The sequence below is a fragment of the Desulfovibrio legallii genome (genome assembly GCF_900102485.1).
GTDB lineage: Bacteria > Desulfobacterota > Desulfovibrionia > Desulfovibrionales > Desulfovibrionaceae > Desulfovibrio > Desulfovibrio legallii_A.
The window spans coordinates 225,394-248,547 of record NZ_FNBX01000002.1; the positions used below are offsets into that span (position 1 = coordinate 225,394).

Below are 23,154 nucleotides of genomic sequence, written 5' to 3' on the forward strand. Positions count from 1 at the left end.
CCCGTGCGGGCCCGCGATCCAATCTGCTCAGACGTTTTTGAGCACATATTCCCGGCTGCCCAGACCCAGGGCCTCGCCGTAGCTGAGCTGCACCTCGCCCCTGGTGTGGGGCCAGCGGGCGGCAAACACGTCCGGCGCGCCGTTCAGGGCCGGGTCCAGCCGGGGCGCGGCGTTGACCAGGTCCAGACAGGCCTGGTCCAGGGCCACGGGGTCTGTGGAAGCCAGCAGGCCCACGTCCGGCACCAGGGGCAGGTCGCTCCAGCCCACGCAATCGCAGTCCGGGGTCACGTTGAGCACAAAATTGATGTAGCAGACCCGCTTGCCCCGGCCTTTGACCGCACCGTAGGCGTATTCGGTGAGGCGCTCCATAAAGGGCACGATTTCTGTGGCCCAGTCCAGGCTGATGGCCTTGACCGGGCAGACGGTCATGCACTCGAAGCAGCCGATGCAGCGCTCTTTATCCACTACGCTTTTGTTGTCGTGCAGGCTCAGGGCCTGCTGCGGACAGACCTTCACGCACTTGCCGCAGCCGATACAGGTTTCGGCCGCCACGCTCACATGCGTGGCGTGCTGCTCCCGCTTGCCGCGCACGGCAGCGCCGCCCATGGCCAGGTTTTTGATGGCCCCGCCGAAGCCCGCCATCTCGTGTCCCTTGAAGTGCGAGAGCACCACCATGGCCGGGGCGCGGCGGATTTCCGTGGCGATGTGCACGGTCTTGAAGTGTTTGGCGTTGATGCGCACGGGCACGTCGTTTTCGCCGTACAGGCCGTCGGCCAGGATGACGGGCGCGCCCACAACCGAGGGCGCAAAGCCATGGCGGTAGGCCGTGTTCAGATGGTCCACGGCGTTGTGCCGCGTGCCGGAATAGAGGGTGGTGGTGTCGGTAAGAAAGGGCTTGGCCCCGGCCTCCAGCACCTTGTCCACCACCTGGCGCACCAGGGTGGGGTTGAGGTGGGTGTCGTTGCCGTATTCGCCGAAGTGCAGCTTAACGGCGGCCAGGTCGTTTTTTTTCAGGATTTTTTTCAGGCCCAGGGCGTCGCAAAGGCGGGCGAGCCTGGCCAGTTTGCTGTCCTCATGGGACCGGGTGCGGGATGCCGCAAAATAGACTGTGGCGGGCATGGGTTTTCTCCTCCCCAGGGGCTTTGTCGGAAAGCCGCCATGGATGCGCGCGCCGCAAAGCGGCGCGGAAATACGCTGCCGTTCGCCGCGCGGGGCGGGCCGCCCCATGACCAGGCGCGGCGAACGGCCCCAGCATGCCAAACCTGAGGGCGGAGGTCGAGAAAAAATCCGCTGCGGCCGCGCCGGCTTCAGCGCGGCGTTGTGCCGGAAGGTTGCGCGGCCGTGAGCGGCGGCGGCAGGAGCGCCCCTACGCTGCGGCCGTCCGGCGCTGTGGGGGAGGACGCGGCGGCGGCAGCCTTTGCCGGGGCTGCGCCCCCGCCCGGAGTCTGCGCGGGCGCGGCATACGGCGCGGGGTAGGGCAGAGACGCCGCGTCGGAGAGGGGGACGACGGGAACCGCGGACGCGCCCTTGGCGGCGCTGGGCCCGGCGCTTGCCGCCGGGGCGGAAGGCGACGTCGCGGTCTTTTCGGCCTTGCTTTTCACTGGCGGAACAAGAGCTGCGGCGCCCACGCCCTTGGGCGCGGCGACAACGGGCGCGGCCTTGCGCGCCTGCACCTTTTTGCGGAGGCTTCGGTAGCGGCGGGGCGCGGGCGTGACCGACGGCGGGGCCAGGCGCAGCTCCGGCACGGCGGCGGGGTCGTCAAAACGCGCGCCCGCCATGCGGACTTGGCGCGGATCCACCAGGGTGTTCCAGTAGAGGCGCGCGCCGCCTTTTTCGGTCCAGATATGGGTAAGGTTGGTCTGTCCCGCAGCCGTGCGGGCCGGGGGCAGGTCGTGGGCTTCCACTGCCGAAACGGGCGGGACAGGGCCCGCAAACAGGGTCAGCAGCCCCGCCAGCAGGGCACGGCACAAGGTACGCATGGCAATCCTCCACCAGGAAGGCAGGACGCCCGCACCGGCGGTTTGCCGCGCGGGCAGGCTGCGGTTGCGCGGTTGCTGCGGCGTATGCCTGCCAGACGCCGGAACAGCGCCAATGTAAGCATGCGGCGCAGGCCTGACTATGAAGAGCCGCAGGCCGCACCGGACGGCGGGGCGTTCCAGAGCAGCCTGGGGTAGCGCCCGCTGCGCCGCAATGGCCTGAAAGCGCCTTCCAGCAACGCTTATCGGCAAGCGCCCGCAAAACTTGAGGCCCCTTGACAGGGGGTCCGGCCGTTGGCACATTTGCAGGAGGCCCCAAGCGCCTTCCGGACGCCGTCAGGGCCTGCCCCAAGGAGCCCCTATGTCCGCTGCCCCGCTTATTGCCGCCCCTCAGGCCGCTTTGCCCTGCGTTATCCTCATCGGCATGGCCGGTGCGGGCAAAACTACCGTGGGCGGCGCGCTGGCCCGCGATCTGGACTGGGCCTTTGTGGACAGCGACCACCTTATCGAATCCATCTACGGCGCGCGCCTCCAGGACGTTACCGACGCCCTGGGCAAGGAAGCCTTCCTGGACGCGGAGGCCACGGTCATCCGCGCCATCCGCGCCCAGCGCGCGGTCATCGCCACGGGCGGCAGCGTGGTCTATCGCCCGGCCGCCATGGCCCACCTGGCCACCCTGGGGGCGCTGGTCTTTCTGGACGTGCCTTTCGCCCTCATTGAAGAACGGGTGGCCCGCAACCCGGAACGCGGCATCGCCATGAACCCCGGCGAAAGCCTGCGCGACATTTTTGACGAACGCCAGGCCCTCTACAACCGCTACGCCGCCCTGCGTTGCCCCGCCGACGCCCCGCCTGAGGACTGCGCCCGCTGGATCCGCGTCCACCTGCCCCCCCACAGTCTGGAGCCCAAGGGGTAGGGAAGGGGACTTTTGAGCGCTGCTGTCTTCGCCCGTAACTAGCGCTGCTGTCTTCGCCCGTAACTTCCTTCGTCGTAACGGGCTAAGCTCCTTCGTCGTAACGGGCTAAGCTCCTTCGTCGTGACGGGCTGAGCTGTACGAAAGGCCCCTTCCCCTACGCCCCCCATCCTTCAAAAACTTTTCTCTGCGCAGACGCCGCCCCGTGCGGCTGCACGAGGCGGATTCTGTTCTCCGCCAGGGAAGGTGCGTCTGCGTTAGGGCATTTCAAAATTGAAGAGCCCTAACTGCAGCGGGAAAAACCGCACCCCGGGCAGGTCAGGCAGCCTTCCTGAAAAAGCAGGGTTTCGCCGCATTCCGGGCAGATTTGCCCCTGAATATCGCTGACCATGCCCACATGTTCGCCGTGGAGGTAGTGGTTTTCCAGGGCCCAGGCGATGGCGTCCGGAATGGAGAGCAGCAGCCCCTTGTGGCGGAACACGGGGTGTTCGCCGCCAATGCCCTTGAGCTGGGCCACCACGTCGCGCACGTTGACGCCGGAGCGCAGGGCCAGGGAGACCAGCCGCCCGATGGCTTCGGCCTTGGCGGTGATGGAGTGCCCGGACTTGCCGATGGTGGCAAAAACCTCAAAGGGGCTGCCTTCCACCTCATTGACGGTAAGGTACATGGTGCCGAGGCCGGTGGGCACCTTCTGTGTGAAGCCCCAGAGGATTTCCGGCCTGCGGCGCACGCCCGCGCTGAGCGGCGGGGCGGCTTGCTCCTGCGGCAGATCGTGCGGCTCTGCTGCGGGCGCGGTCTGACCGGCGGCCTGGGCCTGGCCGTGCGCCTGGTCCATGGCCTTCTGCCCTTCGCCGGTGGCCAGCACCTGCACGCTTTTGCAGCCGTCGCGGTAGACGGTGACGCCTTTGCAGCCTTCTTTGTAGGCCAGCCAGTAGATGTCAAAAATGTCTTTTTCCGTGGCCTCGTGGGACAGATTCACGGTTTTGGAAACGGCATTGTCCGTATGGCGCTGGAAGGCGGCCTGCATGCGCAGGTGCCAGACCGGGGCCATATCCATGGCCGTGACAAAAACGCGGCGCAGGTCGTCGGGCAGGAAGTCCATATCCTCCACAGAGCCCTTGGCGGCCACGGCTTCCATGATTTCCGGGCTGCACATGCCGGCCTGGGCCAGGGCGGCCTCAAAGTAGGGGTTCACCTCCAGCAGGCGCTCGCCGTCCAGGATGTTGCGGGTGAAGCAGAGGGCAAAGAGGGGCTCCACGCCGGAGGAGCAGCCCGCAATGATGGAAAGGGTGCCCGTGGGCGCAATGGTGGTGACTGTGGCGTTGCGGTAGGGGCCTTCCTTTCTGGCGGCGTAGACCGAGCTGCCGTAGGCCGGGAAGGGGCCGCGCTCCTCGGCCAGTTGGGCCGAAGCCTTGTGCCCTTCCTCCTGAATGAAGGCCATGATGCGCTCGCCCAGGGCCAGGCCCTCAGGAGAGTTGTAGGCCACGTTGAGCTGGAAGAGCAGGTCGGCAAAGCCCATGACGCCCAGGCCGATCTTGCGGTTTTTGCGCACGGTTTCGGTGATGATTTCCAGGGGAAAGCGCGAGGCGTCGATGACGTTGTCCAGAAAGCGCACGGCCAAATGGACCACGCGGGCGAGCTCGGCCCAGTCCACGCCCTGCGCGGCCGGGTCCGCGTCGTTTTCGTGCCCAGGCGCAAAGAAGCGGGCCAGGTTAACGGAGCCCAGGTTGCAGGCCTCAAAGGGCAGCAGGGGCTGTTCGCCGCAGGGGTTGGTGGATTCGATCTCGCCCTGGTCCGGGGTGGGGTTGTCGCGGTTAATGCGATCCAGAAAAACAATGCCCGGGTCACCGGACTGCCAGGCTTTTTTGACCAGCAGGTCAAAGACCTCGCGGGCGCGCAGGCGGCGGGCCACCTCGCCGGTGTGGGGGTCGCGCAGGTCGTAGGGCGCGTCCTTTTCCACGGCCTGCATAAAGGCTTCCGTCAGGCCCACGGAAAGGTTGAAGTTGTTGAATTCCCCTTCTTTTTCCTTGGCGCGGATGAACTGGACGATGTCCGGATGGTCCACGCGCAGGATGCCCATATTGGCCCCGCGCCTGGTGCCGCCCTGTTTGATCTGCTCCGTGGCCGTATTGAAGATGCGCAAAAAGGAAACCGGGCCCGAAGCCACGCCGCCCGTGGAGCCCACCCGGCTGTCGCGCGGGCGCAGGCGGGAGAAGGAAAAGCCCGTGCCGCCGCCGGATTTGTGGATCATGGCGGCGTATTTGACGGCATCAAAAATTTCCTCAATGGAATCGCCCACAGGCAGCACGAAGCAGGCCGAAAGCTGGCCCAGATCCGTGCCCGCGTTCATCAGGGTGGGGGAGTTGGGCAGGAATTTCCAGGAGGTCATCAGGCTGTAAAATTCCCGCGCCAGGGCCTCAGGGGCGTAGGCGCTCCGGTAGGCGGCCTCTTGCGCGGCAATGGCCGCGGCCACGCGCCAGAAAAGGTCGCGCGGCGTTTCCATCAGGCTGCCGTCGGGGTGTTTGCGCTGGTAGCGTTTTTGCAGCACCACGGCGGTATTGCGGGAAAGTTCCGGTTCGGGCAGGTCGGTAGGCAAAGGCAGCATGCGTGTCCTTCTTGGATATATGCCGGTTGGCGGCTGGGTATAAGAGCGCGCGGCGCGTGGCCGCGTGATTTTTGTGCCGGAAGACGGGCGTTGTTCCTTGGCGCGGGGGCCGCGCCAAGGCGCAGTATACACGGATGCGGACCGAAGAAAAGGCCTGTAAAGCCGCTTGCCTTCGTTAACAAACTGAAATCGTTCCTGTTTAAAATGAACGATAAAACCGCGCGGGCGAGGAGGCCCGGCGGCGCAAACGGGAAAAGGCCGGCAACCGCTGCGGGGCGGTTCCGGCCTTTTGAGGGTCGGCGCGGCGCGTCGGGTCACGCCGCGCACGGACGCAATGCTTACGGACGCACCAGAATTTTGATGTTTTCGTCCTTGTTGTTGATGAGTTCCATAAATCCTTTTTCCATGATGTCTTTCAGCTCGATCTTGCCGGTAATGAGGTTCTCGGCCCGGATGGCCCCCTTGGCCATGAGCGCGGCCAGGCCTTTGAAGTCCTCTATGGTGTAGGCCAGCGTGCCCTGGATTTTTTTGTCCGTGCCGCTGAGGCTGAAGAAGTTGAAAGCGCTGGGCTCCTCAAAAATGCCCACAATAACGGCCGTGCCCGTATTGCGCAGCACGTCCACAGCCAGGGGGCCGGTGAATTTGTTACCAATGCACTCAAAGGAGACGTCCGCGCCGCAGCCGCCCGTGAGCTCGCGCACCTTGGCCACGGGGTCGCACTCCTTGGGGTTGATGACAATGTCGGCCCCGCACTCCTTGGCCTTGGCGATGCGCGCGCGGGACATTTCCAGCACAATGATCCGCCCTGCGCCCGCGGCCTTGGCGGCCATAATGGTGCCCAGGCCGATGGTGCCCGCGCCCAGCACCACCACGTTGAGCCCCAGGATGCTGCCGGCCATGCGCACGGCCTTGAAGCCCGTGGCCAGGGGTTCCATAACGGCCCCGGCCTCGGCCGAAACCCCTTCCGGCAGTTTGAAGCAGAGACCCGCCGGCACGTTGACCAGTCGGGCAAAAGCGCCGTCGTTGGCCAGGCCGGTAAAGGCCAGTTTTTCACACACGTTGTAGCGGCCTTCCCGGCAGGGCTGGCACTCCCCGCAGTGCTGGCAGGCGTCCGGGGCCACCCTGTCGCCCACTGCAAGGCCGGTGACGCCTTCGCCCAGGGCCGCCACCGTGCCGCTGAATTCGTGCCCCAGAATGACGCTGCCCTGTTTGCCCGTAAGCGGGTGGGGCTGCTCCGCGGGGATAAAGATGGGCCCGGCCAGGTATTCGTGCAGATCCGATCCGCAGATGCCGCACCATTCCACCTTAATCTGCACCCAGCCGGGCGGCGGGGGCGAGGGAACGGGCACCGTTTCCACGCGAATGTCCTTTTTGCCGTGCCACACTGCTGCCTGCATGCTTGCCGTCATAGAGCGACTCCTTTGGTTTGGGGTGAACAGGAACCGCTCTTTGATTTGCACAGGCTGTGCCGCCCTAAGGGGGCGGCGGCCCGGTTGTGCGTCCGCTCACCCGCGAGGGCGCGGCCGGACTGGTTCGTGATTTTTTATACATGATGACTTTGATACCACATGGGAAAATAGTGTTCATAATGGGAACAGTCTGGGGCGAGCTCTGCGCTGTGATGGAACAGCGCCGCCGCAGGGCAGGCCGTGCCGGACCGGGAAAAGGGCAGCGCCCTGCGCCGACCGTTTGCCGCGTTTCGGCCCAAAAACTGCCGTTCTGGAGCAGGTTACCTTGAGCATCGGCATGTTCAAAGTTTACGGCATGCTCGTTTCGGCGTTCACCAGCGCGAATGCATTCTGCTGGCGGCTCTGTACGGCTGGCGTCTGCTCGCGCGCCGCCAGGGCGTTTCACTGCTGCACTGCCCCACTGCTCCGGGGCTGCAGGCCGCGCCGGATTCCGGCCCTGGGCGCGGCTTTTTGCGGCTGCAGCCCTTGTCGCTGGAGAACATAGCAGAGTTTTATACCATTGCATAGATCTCGCCGCCGGTCAGGATTGTACGGCCCGGCGGCTGCCATGGGGCGGGGCAGCGGGCCTCAGACCTCCAGGCCCAGGCGGCGCAGTTTGGCGTACAGGGTGTTGCGGCCTATGCCCAGGGCCTTGGCGGTCTGGAGCATGTTGCCTTTGTGGTGGGCCAGGGCGGCGCGAATGGCGCGGGCTTCCAGGTTGCCCAGGTTGAAGTCCGCCCCCTGGCCGTCCGCCGCGGCCCGTTGCGGGGCCAGGGGCGGCAGGGTCGGCAGGCCTTGCGGGTCCGGTGCGTCCGGCGGCAGGGCGGCGCAGCCGCCGCGCAGGTGGACGGGCAGGTGTTCCGGCAGAATACAGGCCCCGTGGGCCATATTGACGGCAAATTCCATGCTGTGCACCAGCTGGCGCACGTTGCCCGGCCAGTCGTAGTCCTCCAGCAGGCGCAGGGCCTGCACCGAGAGCCCGCCGAAGGGCAGGCCGTAGTCCCGGCAGAGGCGGCGGCAGTGCTGCTCCGCAATGAGCCCGATGTCTTCCCGGCGTTGGCGCAGGGGGGGGATTTCCAGGGCCAGCACATGGATGCGGTAGAACAGGTCTTCGCGAAAAGTGCCGGCGGCCAGGAGCTGGTCCAGGTCGCGGTTGGTGGCGGTGATGAGGCGAAAGTCCACCCGGAGGCTTTCCTTGCCGCCCACCCTGGTGACGCAGCGCTCCTCCAGGGGGCGGAGCAGGTTGACCTGCATTTCCAGGGGCATTTCGGAAATTTCGTCCAGAAAGAGCGTGCCCTTGTTGGCCTGCTCAAACTTGCCGGGGCGGCCTTTTTCCACCGCGCCGGTGAAGGCCCCGCGTTCATAGCCGAAAAGCTCGCTCTGGATCAGGTCGCGCGGCAGCGCGCCGCAGTTGATGGCCACAAAGGGGCCTGCCGCGCGGGCGCTGGCCGCGTGGATGGCCCGGGCAAAAAGCTCCTTGCCTGTGCCGGTTTCGCCGTGCAGCAGGATGGCGGCCGGGCCCTGGGCCATGTGCCGGGCCTGCTCCACCACCCTGGCCATGACGGCGCTGCGGTAGAGGATGCCGCCGAAGGGGCCTTTTTCCTCCCGGCGGCCGGGCAAAGCGCGCTGCGGCGGGGCCGTGCGCGCGGGGGCGTCGGTCTGCAGGGTGATGAGGGTGTAGCGGTTTTCTTCCGCGCCGGTGCTGAACGGTATGGCCTGGGCGTGCAGGTCGGGGCGCACGCGGCAGCGCAGGGGGCGGCTTTCGGCGCAGCCCGCGCGCTCCCGTTCGCGCAGGGAGAGGTTGTAGTCAAAGAAGGTTTCCGCCGGACAGCCGCGCACTGTTCCGTTTTGGCGCAGCAGGCGTTCGGCCAGGTCATTGGCGTAGGTCACCGCGCCGTGCGCGTCCACCATGACCACGCCCACAGGCATGGTGCTGAACAGGGTGTTGAGCAGGGCGCGGGATTTGTTCTCCATCGTGGCCAGAGAGGCGTTGAGCAGCAGGCGCTCGATCTCGCGGGCGGCGCTCACGGCTATCCAGAGCGCCTGGCTGTGGTCGGCCGTGGCCGGGCCGGAAATGTCGAAACAGCCCCAAAGGTGCCCGAAGGGCGTGAAGATGGGCGCGGCGGAACAACCCCAGGCCTGGTGACTGCTGCAAAAATGTTCCTTGCCCATGACCTGGGCGGGAATGCCGTCCCCCAGGGCCAGGCTGATGGCGTTGGTGCCCACGCTCTGCTCCGACCACACCGCCCCAGGCCCGAAGTAGAGCTTGTCCGCCTGGAGCAGCACTTCCTTGCTGCCGCAGGTGCGCAGGATGCGGCCGTGGGATTCGGCCACGGTGATCAGCAGGCCCTTGTGGCGCACCTGCTCGTAGGCCCGGCGTTCCACATGGGCGGCCAGCTCGGCGTATACGGCGGCCTGCGGCTCGATCTGACTTGCCGGGGCAAATTCCGCGCAGTGGGGCATGAGCGGGTCCACGCCCAGTGCGCGGCAGCGTCGCCAGGAATCGGCAATGGGCCGGGGCAGATCGAGGTCTGTGATTTTGCCGCTGCGGATAAAGGCTTCCCACGCGGCGCGGCGGCCCGCCCCGCCCTGGCTGCTGGCCCAGAGCAGCGGGCCCGGCTTCTGCCCCGGCGCTTCTTCGGAAACTTCGTGGCGCATTTCGAACACGTCGCCGTTGCGCTGCAGTACATACATGCAAAAACTCCCGCCGGCCGGGCCATCCGGGGGGTGATGGCGGCCCGCTTTGCAAATCATACTACCCTAATCCGAACGGGATGGGAAGGGTAGGCCGCAAAACTGTCAGTCGGAAAAAAGCGTGCGTCGGCAAGCGGATACGCATCGCTTCCGAAGGTTTTTTTGCTTGCGGCGGGCTGCGGTTCAGGGTGGTGTTCGCCCTTGGCGCGGGTGTTCCGATCCTGAACACAAGGGTGGTTCCACACTCCAGCGCAAAAATAAAAATTAATAATTTTGCTAAGTTGTAAACTGGTATCAGAGTTGCATAGGCATCTGGCATCAAAGCGTGCCAACAAGGCAAGGAGGTAAGCGGATGGCCTACGAAGTGCAAATGCCCAAATGGGGCCTGACCATGAAAACCGGCAAGATTGCGCGCTGGCTGGTGGACGAGGGCGGGGCCGTAAGCGCCGGGCAGCCCCTGCTGGAAGTGGAGACGGACAAGATCACCAACGTGGTGGAGGCTCCGGCCGGCGGCGTGCTCCTTAAGATTCTTTCTCCCCAGGGCGAAGTGGTGCCGGTGATGCAGGTCATCGGCGTCATCGGCGAAGCCGGCGAGGCCGTGGCCGCCTCTGCGGGCGCTTCTGCGGATGCCGCCGCGCCTGCCGCCGCTGCCGCTCCCGCTGCATCTGGCGGCAAGGCCGCCGCCCCCGCCGCCAAAGCCGCTTCGGGCGAGGTGCGGGCCATGCCCGCTGCCCGGCGTCTGGCCAGGGAACTGGGCGTGGATCTGGCCGCCGTTGCCGGCACGGGCCGTGACGGCGCCGTGACGGAAAAAGACGTGCGCGCTGCCCACGAGGCGGCCCAGAAGGCCCCCGCCGCCGCGCCTGTGGCCCCCTGCGAGGCAACGGACGACGAGATCATCCCTATGGAAGGGATGCGCAAGCTCATTGCCGACAACATGCAGGCCAGCCTGCAGAACGCCGCCCAGCTTACGGTCTTTGTGGAAGCGGACGTGACGGAAATGGTGGCCCTGCGCGAGGCCATGCTGGCCCGCCACAAAAAGGATCCGGACTACCGGCTCTCCTACAACGACATCATCTGCTTTGCCGTGTGCCGGGCGCTCAAGCAGCACCCCATCATGAACAGCACCCTGCAGGAGGACGGCATCCACCTGCACAAGCACGTCAACCTGGGCGTGGCCGTCTCTCTGGAGACGGGCCTTATCGTGCCCAATGTGAAGAACGCCGACGACTGCGGTCTGGAAGAGCTCAAAAGCCGCGTGCGCGACGTGGCCAAGCGCGCCCGTCAGGGCGGCCTTTCCATGGATGAAATCCAGGGCGGCAGCTTCACCATCTCTAACGTGAGCATGCTGGGCGTGGACGGCTTCACCCCCATCATCAACCCGCCGGAGACGGCCATCCTGGGCGTGGGCCGCGTGGCGGAGAAAGCCGGCGTGGCGGAAGGCGTGGTCTGCCCGCGCAAGATGATGACCCTTTCGCTGACCTTCAACCATATGGTGACCGACGGCGGCCCGGCCATGAACTTTTTGCGCACCCTGGCGGACATGCTGGAAAAACCCGTGCGCATGCTGGGCTGAACCCCTGGATTTGAAGGAAAAAGGAGAGCGCCATGCAACAGCGGTTTGTGGTGGAGCTGGGCACCGGCGCGGATCTGCACGGCGCGGACATGACCAAGGCCGCCGTGCGGGCCGTGAAAAACGCCATCTCGCGTTCCTGCCTCTGCGGTCTGGTAGAGGTGCTTGGACGCACGCGCTTTGAAGGCGTGCGCGTGCATGTGCGCGTGGGCGTGCCGGAGCCGGGCGCGGTGGATAAGGAAGCCGTGCTGGCGGCCGTGCCCATCGGCGAAAAAAGCATTGAGGTCACGCCCGGCGGCCTGCGCGCGCCGGGGCTGGAAGTGGCCTGCTTCGGCCCTGGGTGCAGCGATATCGTCATGGCCTGCGCGGCCCTGACCGTTTCTGTGGACATGGAGTAACGCGGCGCAACAATCAGCAACGAGGAGTAGACCATGAAACATCCCGACAAGAAGGTCCTGCTGGACATGTTCAGCACCATGACCAAGATTCGTCTGTTTGAAGGCGAATTGCAGAAGTTCTTCGCGGCCGGCAAGATCCCCGGTTTCGTGCACCTGTATCTTGGGGAGGAGGCCACGGCCACCGGCGCCTGCGCCGCCCTTAAGAAGACGGACATGATCACCAGCACCCACCGCGGCCACGGCCACTGCCTGGCCAAGGGCGGGGACCTCAAGCTCATGATGGCCGAAATCTACGGCCGCTCCACCGGCTACTGCAAGGGCAAGGGCGGCTCCATGCACATTGCGGACTTCAATATCGGCATCCTCGGCGCCAACGGCATCGTGGGCGGCGGCGGCCCCCTGGCCGTGGGCGCGGCCCTGAGCTGCCAGTACAAGGACAACAAGGGCGTGTGCGCCTGCTTCTTCGGCGACGGCGCTTCCAACCAGGGCACCACCCAGGAATCCCTGAACATGGCCAGCGCCTGGAAGCTGCCCGTTATCTTTATCAATGAAAACAATGGCTACGGCATATCCTGCCCGCAGAGCAAGTCCATGGCCATCACCGACATCGCCGACCGCGCGGCCGCTTACGACATGCCCGGCGTGGTGGTGGACGGCAACGACGTCCTGGCCGTGTACGAGGCCGTGAGCGTGGCCGTGGAGCGCGCCCGCAAAGGCCAGGGCCCCTCGCTCATCGAGTGCAAGACTTACCGCTGGCGCGGCCACTTTGAAGGCGACGCCTGCGTCTACCGCTCCGAGAAGGAGCTGGAGGAATGGAAGGCCAAGGATCCCATCCCGCGCTTCGCCCAAAAACTGGTGGAAACCAAAACCGCCACCCAGGCGGAACTGGACGCCGTCACCGCCCAGGTGCGGGCCGATGTGGACGCCGCCGTGAAGTTTGCGGAGGAAAGCCCCTTCCCCACCACGGCGGACCTGCTGGACGACGTGTACGCCTGACGCCTGCGCGCGGGCCGGTGAGGACGGATTTTTACGCAGTTACCTTCAGCTTTTTCAGATATGGAGAACTCTATGGCGACCAAAACGTATCTGCAGGCGCTTAACGACGCCATGCGGCAGGAGATGGAGCGGGACGAAAACGTGTTCATCATCGGTGAGGATGTGGGCAAGTTTGGCGGTTGCTTCGGCGTAACCCAGGGCCTGTTCGACACCTTCGGCGAGCGCCGTGTGCGCGATACCCCCATTACCGAGAGCGCCATTGTGGGCGCTGCCGCCGGCGCTGCCGCCGCGGGCCTGCGCCCCATTGCGGAACTCATGTTTGTGGATTTCATTGGCGTGGCCATGGACCAGTTGTTCAACCAGGCCGCCAAAATGCACTATATGTTCGGCGGCAAGGCCAAGGTGCCCATGGTGTTGCGCATGCCCCAGGGCGCGGGCGTGGGCGCGGCGGCCCAGCACTCGCAGAGCCTGGAAGCCTGGTTCATGCACATCCCGGGCATCAAGGTCTGCATTCCCTCCACCCCGGCCGATGCCAAGGGCCTGCTCATCAGCGCCATCCGTGACGACAACCCCGTGATCTTCCTGGAACACAAGATCCTCTACGGCGTGGAAGGCGAAGTGGACGACGCCCTGTATGAAATCCCCATGGGCGTGGGCGACATCAAGCGCGAAGGCACGGACGTGACCGTGGTGGCCACCTCCCTTATGGTCCACACCGCGCTGGAAGCCGCCGAGCGCCTGGCCAAGGAAGGCATCAGCGTGGAAGTGGTGGACCCCCGCTGCCTGGTGCCCCTGGATAAAGAACTGATCCTCAATTCCGTGAAAAAAACCCACGCCCTGGTGGTGGCCCACGAGGCTGTCAAGAACGCCGGCGCGGGCGCGGAAATCGCCGCCATGGTGGCCGAAGAGGCCCTGGATTATCTGGACGCCCCCATCGTGCGCGTGGGCGCGCCTTTCTGCCCCGTGCCCTTCAGCCCGCCGCTGGAAAAGGCCTACATCCCCGACGCGGACAAGATCGTGGCGGCGGTCAAGTCTTTGCGGCAATAAGCAGTACGCGTTCACGGCCGCAGGCTGCCCCTTGGGCGCGCCGCCTGCGGCCCCATGTCCACCGGAGTCACCGTGAAAGCAGCAATCATAGCCAATCCCGCTTCAGGCAAGGACATCCGCCGTCTTGTCGCCCACGGCAGCGTGTTCGACAACCAGGAAAAAGTGCGCATGGTGCGCCGCATCCTGGTGGGGCTGGCCGCAGCGGGCGTGCGCGACGTGCTCTATATGCCCGAAGGCTACGGCATCGTGCCGCGCGCCCTGGGCGATCTCGACGCCCTGGAAACGCCCGTGAACGTGGCTCCGGTGGATATTTACGCGCACAACACGCAGGAGGATACGGTCAACGCCGCCGCCGCCATGCAGGAGGCGGGCGTGGCCGTCATCATCGTCATGGGCGGGGACGGCACCAGCCGCGCCGCCTGTAAAGGCGCGCGGCAGACGCCCATTCTGCCCCTCTCCACCGGCACCAACAACGTCTTCCCCATCATGGCCGAGGCCACGGTGGCGGGGCTGGCCGCCGGGGTGCTGGCCTGCGGCGGCGTGAGCCGCGACGAAGGCTGCACTCGGCCCACCTATCTGGAAGTGCTGGTGAACGGGGCTGTGCGCGACCTAGCCCTGGTGGACGTGGCCGTGTACGACGACATCTTTCTGGCCTCCCGCGCGGTGTGGGACATTACCAGGGTAAGCCAGTTGTTCTGCTCGCGCTGCAAGCCGGAAAGCATCGGCCTCTCCGCCGTGGGGGGGCAGCTGGAGCGCATCGGGCCTGAGGAGCCGCGCGGCCTTGCTCTGGAGCTTGATCCGGACTTCGCCTGCAAGGTGCGGGCGGCCATCTGCCCTGGGCTGTTCGCCGACGTGGGCGTGGCCAAGGTGCGCGAAATGCGGCCCGGAGCGGCGGTTCCCGTGGGGCTTGCGCCTTGCGTGCTGGCCCTGGACGGCGAGCGCGAGGTGGAGGTGCACGCGGAAGAGCGCGCCGCCGTGCGCCTGGCCCAGGACAGGCTCTATGTGGCGGATGTGGAAAAAATTCTGGAATACGCCCGGCAGCGCGGCCTTTTCCTGCGCGGCGCGCAGGTCTGCTACGCCAACTGAACTTTTTGAGCGCCCTGAGCGGCAAGGAGCGGGTATGAAACTGAAGGCGGCATTCATCTTTGTGACCCCCAAGGCGGAAAACAGCCAGGAAGCCGTGTACCGCACCTGGACGCGCACCCCCGGTGTGGACCTGCTGACCATTGGCGTCACGTCCTACGCCCAGGCCGTGGAAGCGGCCCAAAAGGCCGTAAACGAGGAAGGCTGCGGCGCCATAGAACTGTGCGGCGGCTTCGGCCACGCCGGCGCGGCGGCCGTGGCCAAGGCCGTGAACGTGCCCGTGGGCGTGGTGCGCTTTGACGTGCACCCCGGCCTTGGCAACGCCAGCGGCGATACAGTGTTCGCCTGAGCGCGCCAACGGCGCGGGCGTCCGGATTCCCCCGTGCGGCGGTTGCCCCGCCGCTCCCCCCAACCTGAGGAGGAAACGAGCATGGCTATCAACGGCAAAGTGGCATTGGTCACGGGCGCGGCCCGCGGCATTGGCCGGGGCATTGCCCTGCGGCTGGCCAAGGACGGCGCGGACATCGCCCTGGTGGACCTGAACAAGGACAACCTTGCGAAGACGGCCGGCGAGGTGCGCGCCCTGGGACGCAAAGCCGCCGTCATCGGCGCGGACGTGAGCGACCGGGCCCAGGTTTTCGCTGCTGTGGAACAGGCGGAAAAGGAGCTGGGCGGCTTTGACATTATGGTCAACAACGCGGGCATCTGTCAGGTGCAGCCTTTGCTGGAGGTCACGCCTGAGGAAGTGGCGCGCATCTTCAGCATCAACGTCAACGGCGTGCTGTGGGGCATTCAGGCGGCTGCGTCCAAGTTTATGGCGCGCGGCCAGAAGGGCAAGATCATCAGCGCTTCTTCCATCGCCGGGCACGACGGCTTCATGATGCTCGGCGCATACAGCGCCACCAAATTCGCCGTGCGCGGGCTCATCCAGGCGGCCGCGCGGGAGCTGGCCTCCAGGGGCATTACGGTCAACGCCTACTGCCCCGGCATTGTGGGCACGGACATGTGGGTGGAGATCGACGCCCGTTTTGCTGAGCTGACCGGCGCGCCCAAGGGCGAAACGTTCAAAAAGTATTGCGAGGGCATTGCCCTGGGCCGGCCCGAAACGCCGGAGGACGTGGCCGCCCTGGTGTCCTATCTGGCCGGGCCGGACTCAGACTACATGACCGGCCAGGCACTTCTTATTGATGGCGGGATGGTCTACCGCTGAGGCCGGGCTGATGCCGACACGGGCGCGGGGCCAAAAGCCGCACAAGTCTAACGCAGCAGGAGAGAGCAGTGAGCATTGAACTTGCCATGCCGAAACTCGGTCTGACCATGAAGACCGGCAAGGTTTCCAAATGGTTCGTGGCCGAAGGCGCCGCGGTCAAAAAAGGCGACGGCCTTTTTGAAGTGGAAACGGACAAAATTACCAACAAAGTGGAAAGCCCGGCCGACGGCGTGCTGTTCCAGATTCTGGTGCAGGCCGGGCAGGATGTGCCCGTGCAGACCACCGTCGGCGTGCTGGCCGAGCCGGGCGAAAGCCCCGTCAGGGTGGAGGGCGGCGCGGCCCCGGCAGCCGGGGAAGCCGCGCCTGCGCCCAAGGCGGGCAAAGAAAGTGCGCCCAAGGCCGCCGCGCAAACCCCAAGCTCTGGCGGGGGAGGGTTGGCTTCCCCCGCCGCGCGGCGGCTGGCGCGCGAACTGGGCGTGGACCTGGCCTGCGTCACAGGCACGGGCCCCAACGGCCGCATCCTGGAGCGCGACGTGCAGGCCCGCCGCGAGCTGACGGGCAAGATCAAGATCACCCCCCTGGCCGCCGTGGTGGCCGCTAAGGCCGGGCTGGACATCACCACCCTTACCGGCACGGGCGAGGGCGGCAAGATCGTGCGCGAAGACGTGGAGCGCGTGCTCCATCCGGAGAAATTCGCGGCCGCGCCGACCGCCGCCGCAGCCAGACCGGCCGACGGCCCCGGCAGCGTGCCCATGGAGGGCATGCGCAAGATCATTGCCGACAATATGCAGACAAGCCTGCAGAACAGCGCCCAGCTCACCCTGGTGACGGAAGCGGACGTGACCCCCTGCGTGGAGCTCATCGCCGATTTCAAGGCCCGTTTCAAGCGGGACAAGAGCTTCCGCCTTTCCATGAACGACGTGCTGATCCTGGCCGTCTCCCGCGCGCTGCTTAAGCACCCGCGCATGAACGCCACCCTGGCGGACGAGGTCATCACCCGGCACGGTTCGGTGCATATGGGCGTGGCCGTGGCCCTGCCTGAAGGCTTGATGGTGCCCGTGCTGCACAACGCCCACGAGCTGGGCCTGCTGGAGATCGCCAAGGCTGCCCGCGAACTGGCCGGGCGGGCCCGCAACGGCCAGCTCACCCCCGACGACATGTCCGGCGGCACCTTTACCATTACCAACATGGCCCATTCGGTGGTGGATTTCTTCACCCCCATCCTCAAGCCCGGCGAAACGGGCATTCTGGGCGTGGGCCGCGTGGTGGAGAAGCCCGTGGTCCGTGAGGGCGCCGTTGTGGCGCGCTCCATGATGGGCCTGAGCCTCACCTTTGACCACAGGGTGGAGGACGGCGCGCCCGCGGCGGAATTTCTGAAGACCGTCACGGAATACCTGGCAAATCCGGCCCTGTTGCTGTTTTAGTCCGGCCTTTACGACGCGGCGCAGCGGTTTCGCGCCGCACAACATACCAGCGTTCAGGAGAATACGATGTACGATGTCATTGTCATAGGTGGTGGTCCCGGCGGGTATGCCGCCGCCATCCGCGCTTCGCAGCTCAAGGGCAAGGTGGTTCTGGTGGAAGGCGGCACCATGGGCGGCACCTGCGTCATGCGCGGCTGCATCCCCAGCAAGATCTGGCTGCGCGCGGCCGAGTTGCTGGAACAGTCCCGCAAGGCGGGCGATTTCGGCCTGGAGCTCACCGTGGGCAAGCTGGACTGCAGCGCCGTTTTGGCCCGCAAGCAGGGCGTCTCCAACGATATCCGCATGGGCATGGAAGCGCTGCTCGCCAACAACGGGGCCGAAGTGGTCACCGGCATGGCCAAAATTACCGGTCCCACCACTGTGGAGGCCGGCGGCAAGAAGCTGGAAGCCAAAAACATTATCGTGGCCACGGGCAGCACCGTGGACATGCCCTCCATTCCCGGCCTTGAGGGTGCGGCCTTCACCACTGACCAACTGCTGGACATGACGGAAGCTCCGGCCTCGGTGCTGATCACTGACCCCACCTATATCGGGGTGGAAATGGCCATGCTGCTGAGCATCCTGGGCAGCAAGGTGGTCTACGCCGTGCCCGGCCCGCGCATCCTGCCCGACGAGGACCAGGACTCCAGCCAGCGTCTGGCCCAGTCCCTGCGGGAGCGCGGCGTGCAGATCATGCCCCGCCACACTCTGGTCAAGGTGTCCGGCAAGGCCTGCACCCTCAAGAGCGGGGATAAGGAACAGACCGTAGAGGCGGACAAGGTGCTGGTTTCGGGCCGCAAGCCCGTGACCAAGGGCCTGGGCCTGGAGGCCCTGGGCGTGCAGTTTAAGGAAGACGGCGGCATCGCCGTGGACGAACGCTGCCGCACGGCCTGCCCCTCGGTTTACGCCATCGGCGACTGCACCGGCGGCTGGATGCTGAGCCACGCGGCCTCGGCCATGGCCATCTGCGCGGCCGAAAACTGCATGGGCAAAACCGCAAAGTTTCCTGCGCACCTGGTTTCGCGCGCCATCTGGGGCATCCCGCAGATGGGTTCCGTGGGCCTTTCCGAAGAGCAGGCCGAACGCGCGGGCTACGAGGTTGAGGTGGGCAGCTTCCCCTACTCCATCAACGGCTACGCCATGCTGCGCGGCGAGGTGGACGGCGCGGTGAAAATGGTTACGGACGCCGCCACGGGCGAAATCCTGGGCGTGCACATTGTGGGCAGCTGCGCCTCCGAAATCATCGGCGAGGCCGTGCTGGCCATGCAGCTGGAATGCACCGTGGCCGAGTTCGCCAAGGGCTTCCGCGTGCACCCGGCCTTCTGCGAAACCGTGGTGGACGCCGCGCGCGATGCGGCGGGGTGGGCGCTTTATCTGCCCAAGCGCGGCTAGACGTGGGGCGGCGCGGGCGTCTTTTGCCCCCTGGCGGCGTCACCGCTCCGTTGCGGTTCAGGGCTGTACGAGAAGAGTACTATCCCTGCCCCGCACCGGGAGCGGTTCCTTGCCAGGAAGCAGAATCCGCACCGCGCCGCCCACGCCGGCGGGCCAGTGGGCCGGGCCTTGCAACGCCTTTTGCCCCTGGCGGCGTCACCGCTCCGTTGCGGTTCAGGGCTGTACGAGAAGAGTACTATCCCTGCCCCGCACCGGGAGCGGTTCCTTGCCAGGAACCAAAATCCGCACCGCGCCGCTGTACGCCCGGAGCGTTGCGCCGCAAAACCAGAATCCGCGCCGCTGCACGTCGGGGTGGTGCGGCGGCGGGCTGACAGAGGAAGATTTTTGCCTGGGAACAGAAGCGGTTTGAACCGCCGGAGTTCGGGGCGTTGCGGTTCGGGGGGGCGTGTGCGAAGAGAGGCGGGACGGTTCCTTGCCGGAACCCGGATTTGCTTTGTCAGACGTGGGGCCGCGCGACGACAGCAGCAATGTGTTGCTGAAAAGGATATGTCGGCAACAGCGTGCGGCGTAAACGTCTATAAAAACACGCCGCCCTGCCCGCAGGGCCAACAAACGCACGGCCGGGGAAGTGCCCGGCTCCGCAAAAAACAAGGCAACGGGAACCAATGTTTTCAGGGCAGGGCCGCGGGGGAGGAGCCCCTTTGGCGACGCCCCTCCGCGGCATTCCCAAAACGCAACCAACGTACAACCAGCCTCAAGGATTTGCCTTATGTCTTCCGTTATTGCCCCCGCCGTTGATCCGTGTCCCCCCCTGGAAGTGCTGCGCCTGGGCCGCGTGCCCTACGGCGAAGCCCTGGATTTTCAAAGAGAGCGTGTGGAGGCGCGTCTGGCTGAAACCGTGCCGGACACTCTGCTGCTGCTGGAGCACGAGCCCGTGGTGACCATGGGCCGCGGCGGCCTGGCGGAGCATCTGCATGTGAGCGAGGATTGCCTGCGCGGCCACGGCGTAGAGCTGTTCTGGGTGGAGCGGGGCGGCATGGCCACCTTCCACGGGCCGGGGCAGCTGGTGGCCTATCCCATCATCCGTCTGCGCCCCAAAGACCTGCGCTGGTATATGGAAACCCTCTGCGGGGCTGTGGCCGACGTGCTGCGGCAGTACGGCCTTGAGCCGGAGCTGGGCGTGCACGGCCCCGGCGTGTGGGTCAACGGGGGCAAAATCGCCAGCGTGGGCATGTCCGTGCGGCGTTGGGTGACCTTTCACGGCATGGCCCTCAACGTCAATACGGATCTGAACTATTTTCGTCTCATCACGCCCTGCGGCAACCCCACGGAGCGCATGACCTCCCTGCAGGAAGAACTGGGCCGGGAAGTGGATATGGGCGAAACGACGGAGCGGTTTGCCGCCGCCTTTGCCCAGGCTTTCGGCCTTGCCGTGCGGCCCGAACCGCCCGCGCGGCGACCCCCGTGGCTTACGGTGCCCCTGCGCCCGGCCGCGGGCGTGCGTCCGGTGCAGGAACTGGTGGAGGGCCTGGGCCTGCACACCGTCTGCCAGGAGGCGCTTTGCCCCAACCGGGGCGAATGTTTCAGCCGGGGCACGGCCACCTTCATCATTATGGGCGACGTCTGCACCCGCGGCTGCCGCTACTGTGCCGTGGGCAAGGGGCAGCCAGCGCCCCTGGATCAGGCCGAGCCCGCGCATGTGGCCCGCGCCGTGCAGCGCATGGGCCTGCGCCACGCGGTCATCACCTCCGTCACCCGGGACGACCTGCCCGACGGCGGGGCCGGGCACTTTGTGCGGGTGATGGAAGCCGTGCGCGGCGTGAGCCCGGAAACCAGCCTGGAAGTGCTGGTGCCGGATTTTCAGGGCGACTGGACGGCCCTGGACATGGTCTGTGCGGCCCGGCCCGACGTGTTCAACCACAATATCGAGGCGGTGCGGCGCGTTTTTGCCCAGGTGCGGCCCCGCGCCAGCTACGAATGCTCGCTGGACGTGCTGGCCCGCGCCTCGGACTGGGGCCTGCAGGTCAAATCCGGTCTTATGCTGGGCCTGGGCGAGACCTGGGACGAAATCCGCGCCACGCTGCGCGATCTGCACGCCCACGGTTGTCGGCTGCTCACCCTGGGCCAGTATCTGGCGCCGTCCAAAAGCCATGTGCCCGTGGCCCGCTATGTGGCCCCGGACGAATTTGCCCATTGGAAGCGCGTGGCCCTGGCCATGGGCTTTACCCATGTGGCGTCGGCCCCGCTGGTGCGCAGTTCGTACCGCGCCGAGGCCATGCTCGGCGAACCCGCCGCTCCCGCGCCATTGCCGGGCGGGTTCGCCGGGCGCACCCTGCGGGTTGTTCCGGGGCTGCAGCCCCGGTCCGCATAGAACGGAGGCTGCGCGGCGGCCCCGGACGCAACCGCGCAACGGGATTATCGGAAAAACAGGCGCAGAGCGCCGCGCGGCTGCGGCCATAATCCGCACCACAACATGCTTCAGGGAGAAGGCGTATGGAATTGAGGTTAGGCAACCGCGGCCTTGGGGCCGCCGTCCTGCCGGTCCTGCTGGCGGCGCTGGCCATATGGTGCCTGCCGTCTGCAGCGCGGGCCGGTTCGTGGTTTGTGGACGAGGCGAGCTTTCACGCTTCCGCCCACCGGGACATGGCCTGTGCGGACTGCCACCCGGACCAGTCCGACGGCGACCATCCCCGGCTGGACAAGCTCAATAAGCCCGCCAGCACGGCCTTCAACCGCGAAACCTGCCTTATGTGCCACGCCGCCGTGGAAGAGGAGCTGGCGCAGGGCAGGCACGCGGGCAAGCCGCTGATGAAAACGCAGGACTACAACCGCTGCGTTGCCTGTCATAATCCCCATACGGTGCTCGGCCCGGAGGCCCGCGCCAAGGGGCTGACCCCGCAGAGCGACATGCGCGCCGCCTGCAACGTCTGCCACGAGGCCAAAACAGAGCTGCCCAAACCCGCGCCGGAGGTGGCCGCCTGCTTTACCTGCCACGGCAAGGTCACGGGCGGAGCCGCCGCGGCGGGCAGTGCGAAATTCGCCAGAGGGCAGGGCCCCGCGCAGCCGGCCATGTGCCTCTCCTGTCACGGGCCTGAGGCCAAGGGCCCGGCCCGCAGGCTGGACGCCGCGGCCTTTGCCGCCATGACCCACGGGGACATGAACTGCCTCACCTGCCACAAGGAGGCTGCGCGCTTCCCGCATAACCGGCAGGCGCGGGTGGATTGCCTTGCCTGTCACACCCGGCATGACGAAAAAACCATCCATGAGGCCCACAGCCGCGTGGAGTGCGGGGCCTGCCACCTGGCGGGTGTGACCCCGGTGCGCACGCCGGAGGGCCGGGTGAGCTTTACCGTCAACGCCGGGCCCCTGCAGGCGCACAGCATGGCGCTCAGGCCGGGCACGGAATCCTGCGCGCGCTGCCACAGCGCGGCCGTAACACCGCAAAGCCCCGCCGGCAACGGCGCGGTGGGCGCGGCCAACGCCGTGCTGCCGCCCAAGAGCGTGCTCTGCATGGGCTGCCACGCCGCCACCTTCAGCCTGCAGGATACGCCCAGCCGCCTGGGCCTGGCCGTGTTTGTCCTGGGCTTTGCGGTGCTGGGGCTCTTCTGGTTCTCCGCCACCAATCTGGGCAAGGACGGGCAGGACGGCAAACCGGCGGGCAAGGACGCCGCCGGGCAGACCCACGGCTGCCCCGCGCCCGCGCCCCACGCCCCCAGGGAAAACCGCTGGCGCGCGCTCTTCTGCGACGTGCTGCTGCAGCGCCGCCTGTACCGCGAATCGCCCCTGCGCTGGGCCGTGCACGCCTGCATCTTCTTCCCCTTCCTTTTCCGCTGCGCCTGGGGCATGCTGGGATTGCTGGGCTCCCTGTGGGCTCCGGCCTCAGCCTGGCCGTGGCTGCTGCTCAACAAGGACTGGGGCCCCACGGCCGTGCTTTATGACCTGAGCGGCCTGGTGTTGCTGGCGGGGCTGGCGGCGGCCGCCGCGCTCTGGCGGCGCGAGAAGAAGGCCGCGGCCAACGCGCCCCGGCACGACTGGCCCGCCCTGTGGCTGCTTTTGGCCATCACCCTCACGGGCTTTGTGCTGGAGGGCATGCGCATTGCCCTCACGGGCCTGCCCGTGGGCAGCTCCTGGGCCTTTGCCGGCTACGCCCTGGCCCAGGTTTTCGCGGCGGCGTCGCCGTCCTTCCTGGCCCGGATCTACGGCTGGGGCTGGTACGTCCACGCCGTGGTCACGGCCCTTACCGTGGCCTACATTCCCTTCAGCCAGTTGCGGCACATTTTCACTTCGCCGCTCTTCCTGCTGGTCCAAACCCTGCGGGGCCGCCGTTAGGCCCCCGGCACTACCCGTAAAGGAGAATAT

17 protein-coding genes are annotated in these 23,154 nt (G+C 66.5%); 12 read left to right on the forward strand and 5 right to left on the reverse strand.

Translation table 11 applies throughout. The annotated features are described in order from the left end of the window. Window positions 1-27: 27 nt before the first annotated feature. A complete protein-coding gene (locus tag BLS55_RS02160) occupies window positions 28-1,119 on the reverse strand; it encodes a DUF362 domain-containing protein (protein ID WP_092152720.1) in 1,092 nt (363 codons plus the stop codon). 188 nt (window positions 1,120-1,307) lie between these two features. Then, window positions 1,308-1,979 carry a hypothetical protein gene (locus BLS55_RS02165; protein WP_092152721.1) on the reverse strand — a complete coding sequence of 224 codons (672 nt, stop codon included), beginning with the start codon at window positions 1,977-1,979 and terminating at the stop codon, window positions 1,308-1,310. A 358-nt stretch (window positions 1,980-2,337) separates the two neighbouring features. Here BLS55_RS02165 and thrB point away from each other — a divergent pair, with 358 nt between their 5' ends. Beyond that, window positions 2,338-2,892 carry a homoserine kinase gene (thrB, locus tag BLS55_RS02170; RefSeq protein ID WP_257243101.1) on the forward strand — a complete coding sequence of 185 codons (555 nt, stop codon included), beginning with the start codon at window positions 2,338-2,340 and terminating at the stop codon, window positions 2,890-2,892. A gap of 280 nt (window positions 2,893-3,172) precedes the next feature. On the opposite strand, the gene BLS55_RS02175 is transcribed toward thrB, so the two are convergent. From BLS55_RS02175 to BLS55_RS02185, 3 genes are all read right to left on the reverse strand, one after another. Next, complete coding sequence (locus BLS55_RS02175) at window positions 3,173-5,494, reverse strand: vitamin B12-dependent ribonucleotide reductase (RefSeq protein ID WP_092152722.1); 2,322 nt, start codon at window positions 5,492-5,494, stop codon at window positions 3,173-3,175. 338 nt (window positions 5,495-5,832) lie between these two features. Then, entirely contained in the window at window positions 5,833-6,903 is a 1,071-nt protein-coding gene (locus BLS55_RS02180; RefSeq protein ID WP_092152723.1) for a 2,3-butanediol dehydrogenase, read from the reverse strand. Between the two features lie 627 nt (window positions 6,904-7,530). After that, window positions 7,531-9,636, reverse strand: a complete 2,106-nt coding sequence (locus tag BLS55_RS02185; RefSeq protein ID WP_180365364.1) for a sigma-54-dependent Fis family transcriptional regulator — start codon at window positions 9,634-9,636, stop codon at window positions 7,531-7,533. A gap of 352 nt (window positions 9,637-9,988) precedes the next feature. Here BLS55_RS02185 and BLS55_RS02190 point away from each other — a divergent pair, with 352 nt between their 5' ends. The 11 genes from BLS55_RS02190 (at window position 9,989) to BLS55_RS02240 (ending at window position 23,124) form a co-directional block, all read left to right on the forward strand. Beyond that, the gene (locus tag BLS55_RS02190) at window positions 9,989-11,209 is read left to right on the forward strand and encodes a dihydrolipoamide acetyltransferase family protein (RefSeq protein ID WP_092152725.1); all 1,221 of its coding nucleotides are present in this window, start codon (window positions 9,989-9,991) and stop codon (window positions 11,207-11,209) included. A gap of 32 nt (window positions 11,210-11,241) precedes the next feature. Beyond that, window positions 11,242-11,604 (forward strand): Lin0512 family protein, encoded by a 363-nt coding sequence (locus BLS55_RS02195; RefSeq protein ID WP_092152726.1) that lies wholly within the window; start codon window positions 11,242-11,244, stop codon window positions 11,602-11,604. Window positions 11,605-11,637: 33 nt separating this feature from the next. Beyond that, entirely contained in the window at window positions 11,638-12,600 is a 963-nt protein-coding gene (locus BLS55_RS02200) for a thiamine pyrophosphate-dependent dehydrogenase E1 component subunit alpha (RefSeq protein ID WP_092152727.1), read from the forward strand. 72 nt (window positions 12,601-12,672) lie between these two features. After that, window positions 12,673-13,647: an alpha-ketoacid dehydrogenase subunit beta gene (locus BLS55_RS02205; RefSeq protein WP_092152728.1), complete on the forward strand. Its 975-nt coding sequence runs from the start codon at window positions 12,673-12,675 to the stop codon at window positions 13,645-13,647. A 72-nt stretch (window positions 13,648-13,719) separates the two neighbouring features. Continuing rightward, the gene (locus BLS55_RS02210; RefSeq protein ID WP_257243102.1) at window positions 13,720-14,733 is read left to right on the forward strand and encodes an ATP-NAD kinase family protein; all 1,014 of its coding nucleotides are present in this window, start codon (window positions 13,720-13,722) and stop codon (window positions 14,731-14,733) included. Window positions 14,734-14,767: 34 nt separating this feature from the next. Continuing rightward, window positions 14,768-15,079 carry a DUF6506 family protein gene (locus BLS55_RS02215; protein WP_092152730.1) on the forward strand — a complete coding sequence of 104 codons (312 nt, stop codon included), beginning with the start codon at window positions 14,768-14,770 and terminating at the stop codon, window positions 15,077-15,079. Window positions 15,080-15,160: 81 nt separating this feature from the next. After that, entirely contained in the window at window positions 15,161-15,940 is a 780-nt protein-coding gene (locus BLS55_RS02220) for an acetoin reductase (protein ID WP_092152731.1), read from the forward strand. Between the two features lie 68 nt (window positions 15,941-16,008). Beyond that, entirely contained in the window at window positions 16,009-17,364 is a 1,356-nt protein-coding gene (locus BLS55_RS02225) for a dihydrolipoamide acetyltransferase family protein (protein ID WP_092152732.1), read from the forward strand. 66 nt (window positions 17,365-17,430) lie between these two features. Beyond that, window positions 17,431-18,795, forward strand: a complete 1,365-nt coding sequence (gene lpdA / locus BLS55_RS02230; protein ID WP_092152733.1) for a dihydrolipoyl dehydrogenase — start codon at window positions 17,431-17,433, stop codon at window positions 18,793-18,795. A 769-nt stretch (window positions 18,796-19,564) separates the two neighbouring features. Beyond that, window positions 19,565-21,166, forward strand: coding sequence for a lipoyl synthase (lipA, locus tag BLS55_RS12230; RefSeq protein ID WP_092152734.1), 1,602 nt, complete (start codon window positions 19,565-19,567; stop codon window positions 21,164-21,166). 122 nt (window positions 21,167-21,288) lie between these two features. Further along, the gene (locus tag BLS55_RS02240; protein WP_092152735.1) at window positions 21,289-23,124 is read left to right on the forward strand and encodes a respiratory nitrate reductase subunit gamma; all 1,836 of its coding nucleotides are present in this window, start codon (window positions 21,289-21,291) and stop codon (window positions 23,122-23,124) included. Window positions 23,125-23,154: the final 30 nt, after the last annotated feature.

Excerpts from the sequence above, each read along its gene's own strand:
- BLS55_RS02160 (WP_092152720.1), bottom strand. The coding sequence starts at position 1,119 with ATGCCCGCCACAGTCTATTTTGCGGCATCCCGCACCCGGTCCCATGAG.
- BLS55_RS02165 (WP_092152721.1), bottom strand. The coding sequence starts at position 1,979 with ATGCGTACCTTGTGCCGTGCCCTGCTGGCGGGGCTGCTGACCCTGTTT.
- thrB (WP_257243101.1), top strand. The coding sequence starts at position 2,338 with ATGTCCGCTGCCCCGCTTATTGCCGCCCCTCAGGCCGCTTTGCCCTGC.
- BLS55_RS02175 (WP_092152722.1), bottom strand. The coding sequence starts at position 5,494 with ATGCTGCCTTTGCCTACCGACCTGCCCGAACCGGAACTTTCCCGCAAT.
- BLS55_RS02180 (WP_092152723.1), bottom strand. The coding sequence starts at position 6,903 with ATGACGGCAAGCATGCAGGCAGCAGTGTGGCACGGCAAAAAGGACATT.
- BLS55_RS02185 (WP_180365364.1), bottom strand. The coding sequence starts at position 9,636 with ATGTATGTACTGCAGCGCAACGGCGACGTGTTCGAAATGCGCCACGAA.
- BLS55_RS02190 (WP_092152725.1), top strand. The coding sequence starts at position 9,989 with ATGGCCTACGAAGTGCAAATGCCCAAATGGGGCCTGACCATGAAAACC.
- BLS55_RS02195 (WP_092152726.1), top strand. The coding sequence starts at position 11,242 with ATGCAACAGCGGTTTGTGGTGGAGCTGGGCACCGGCGCGGATCTGCAC.
- BLS55_RS02200 (WP_092152727.1), top strand. The coding sequence starts at position 11,638 with ATGAAACATCCCGACAAGAAGGTCCTGCTGGACATGTTCAGCACCATG.
- BLS55_RS02205 (WP_092152728.1), top strand. The coding sequence starts at position 12,673 with ATGGCGACCAAAACGTATCTGCAGGCGCTTAACGACGCCATGCGGCAG.
- BLS55_RS02215 (WP_092152730.1), top strand. The coding sequence starts at position 14,768 with ATGAAACTGAAGGCGGCATTCATCTTTGTGACCCCCAAGGCGGAAAAC.
- BLS55_RS02220 (WP_092152731.1), top strand. The coding sequence starts at position 15,161 with ATGGCTATCAACGGCAAAGTGGCATTGGTCACGGGCGCGGCCCGCGGC.
- lpdA (WP_092152733.1), top strand. The coding sequence starts at position 17,431 with ATGTACGATGTCATTGTCATAGGTGGTGGTCCCGGCGGGTATGCCGCC.
- lipA (WP_092152734.1), top strand. The coding sequence starts at position 19,565 with ATGTCTTCCGTTATTGCCCCCGCCGTTGATCCGTGTCCCCCCCTGGAA.
- BLS55_RS02240 (WP_092152735.1), top strand. The coding sequence starts at position 21,289 with ATGGAATTGAGGTTAGGCAACCGCGGCCTTGGGGCCGCCGTCCTGCCG.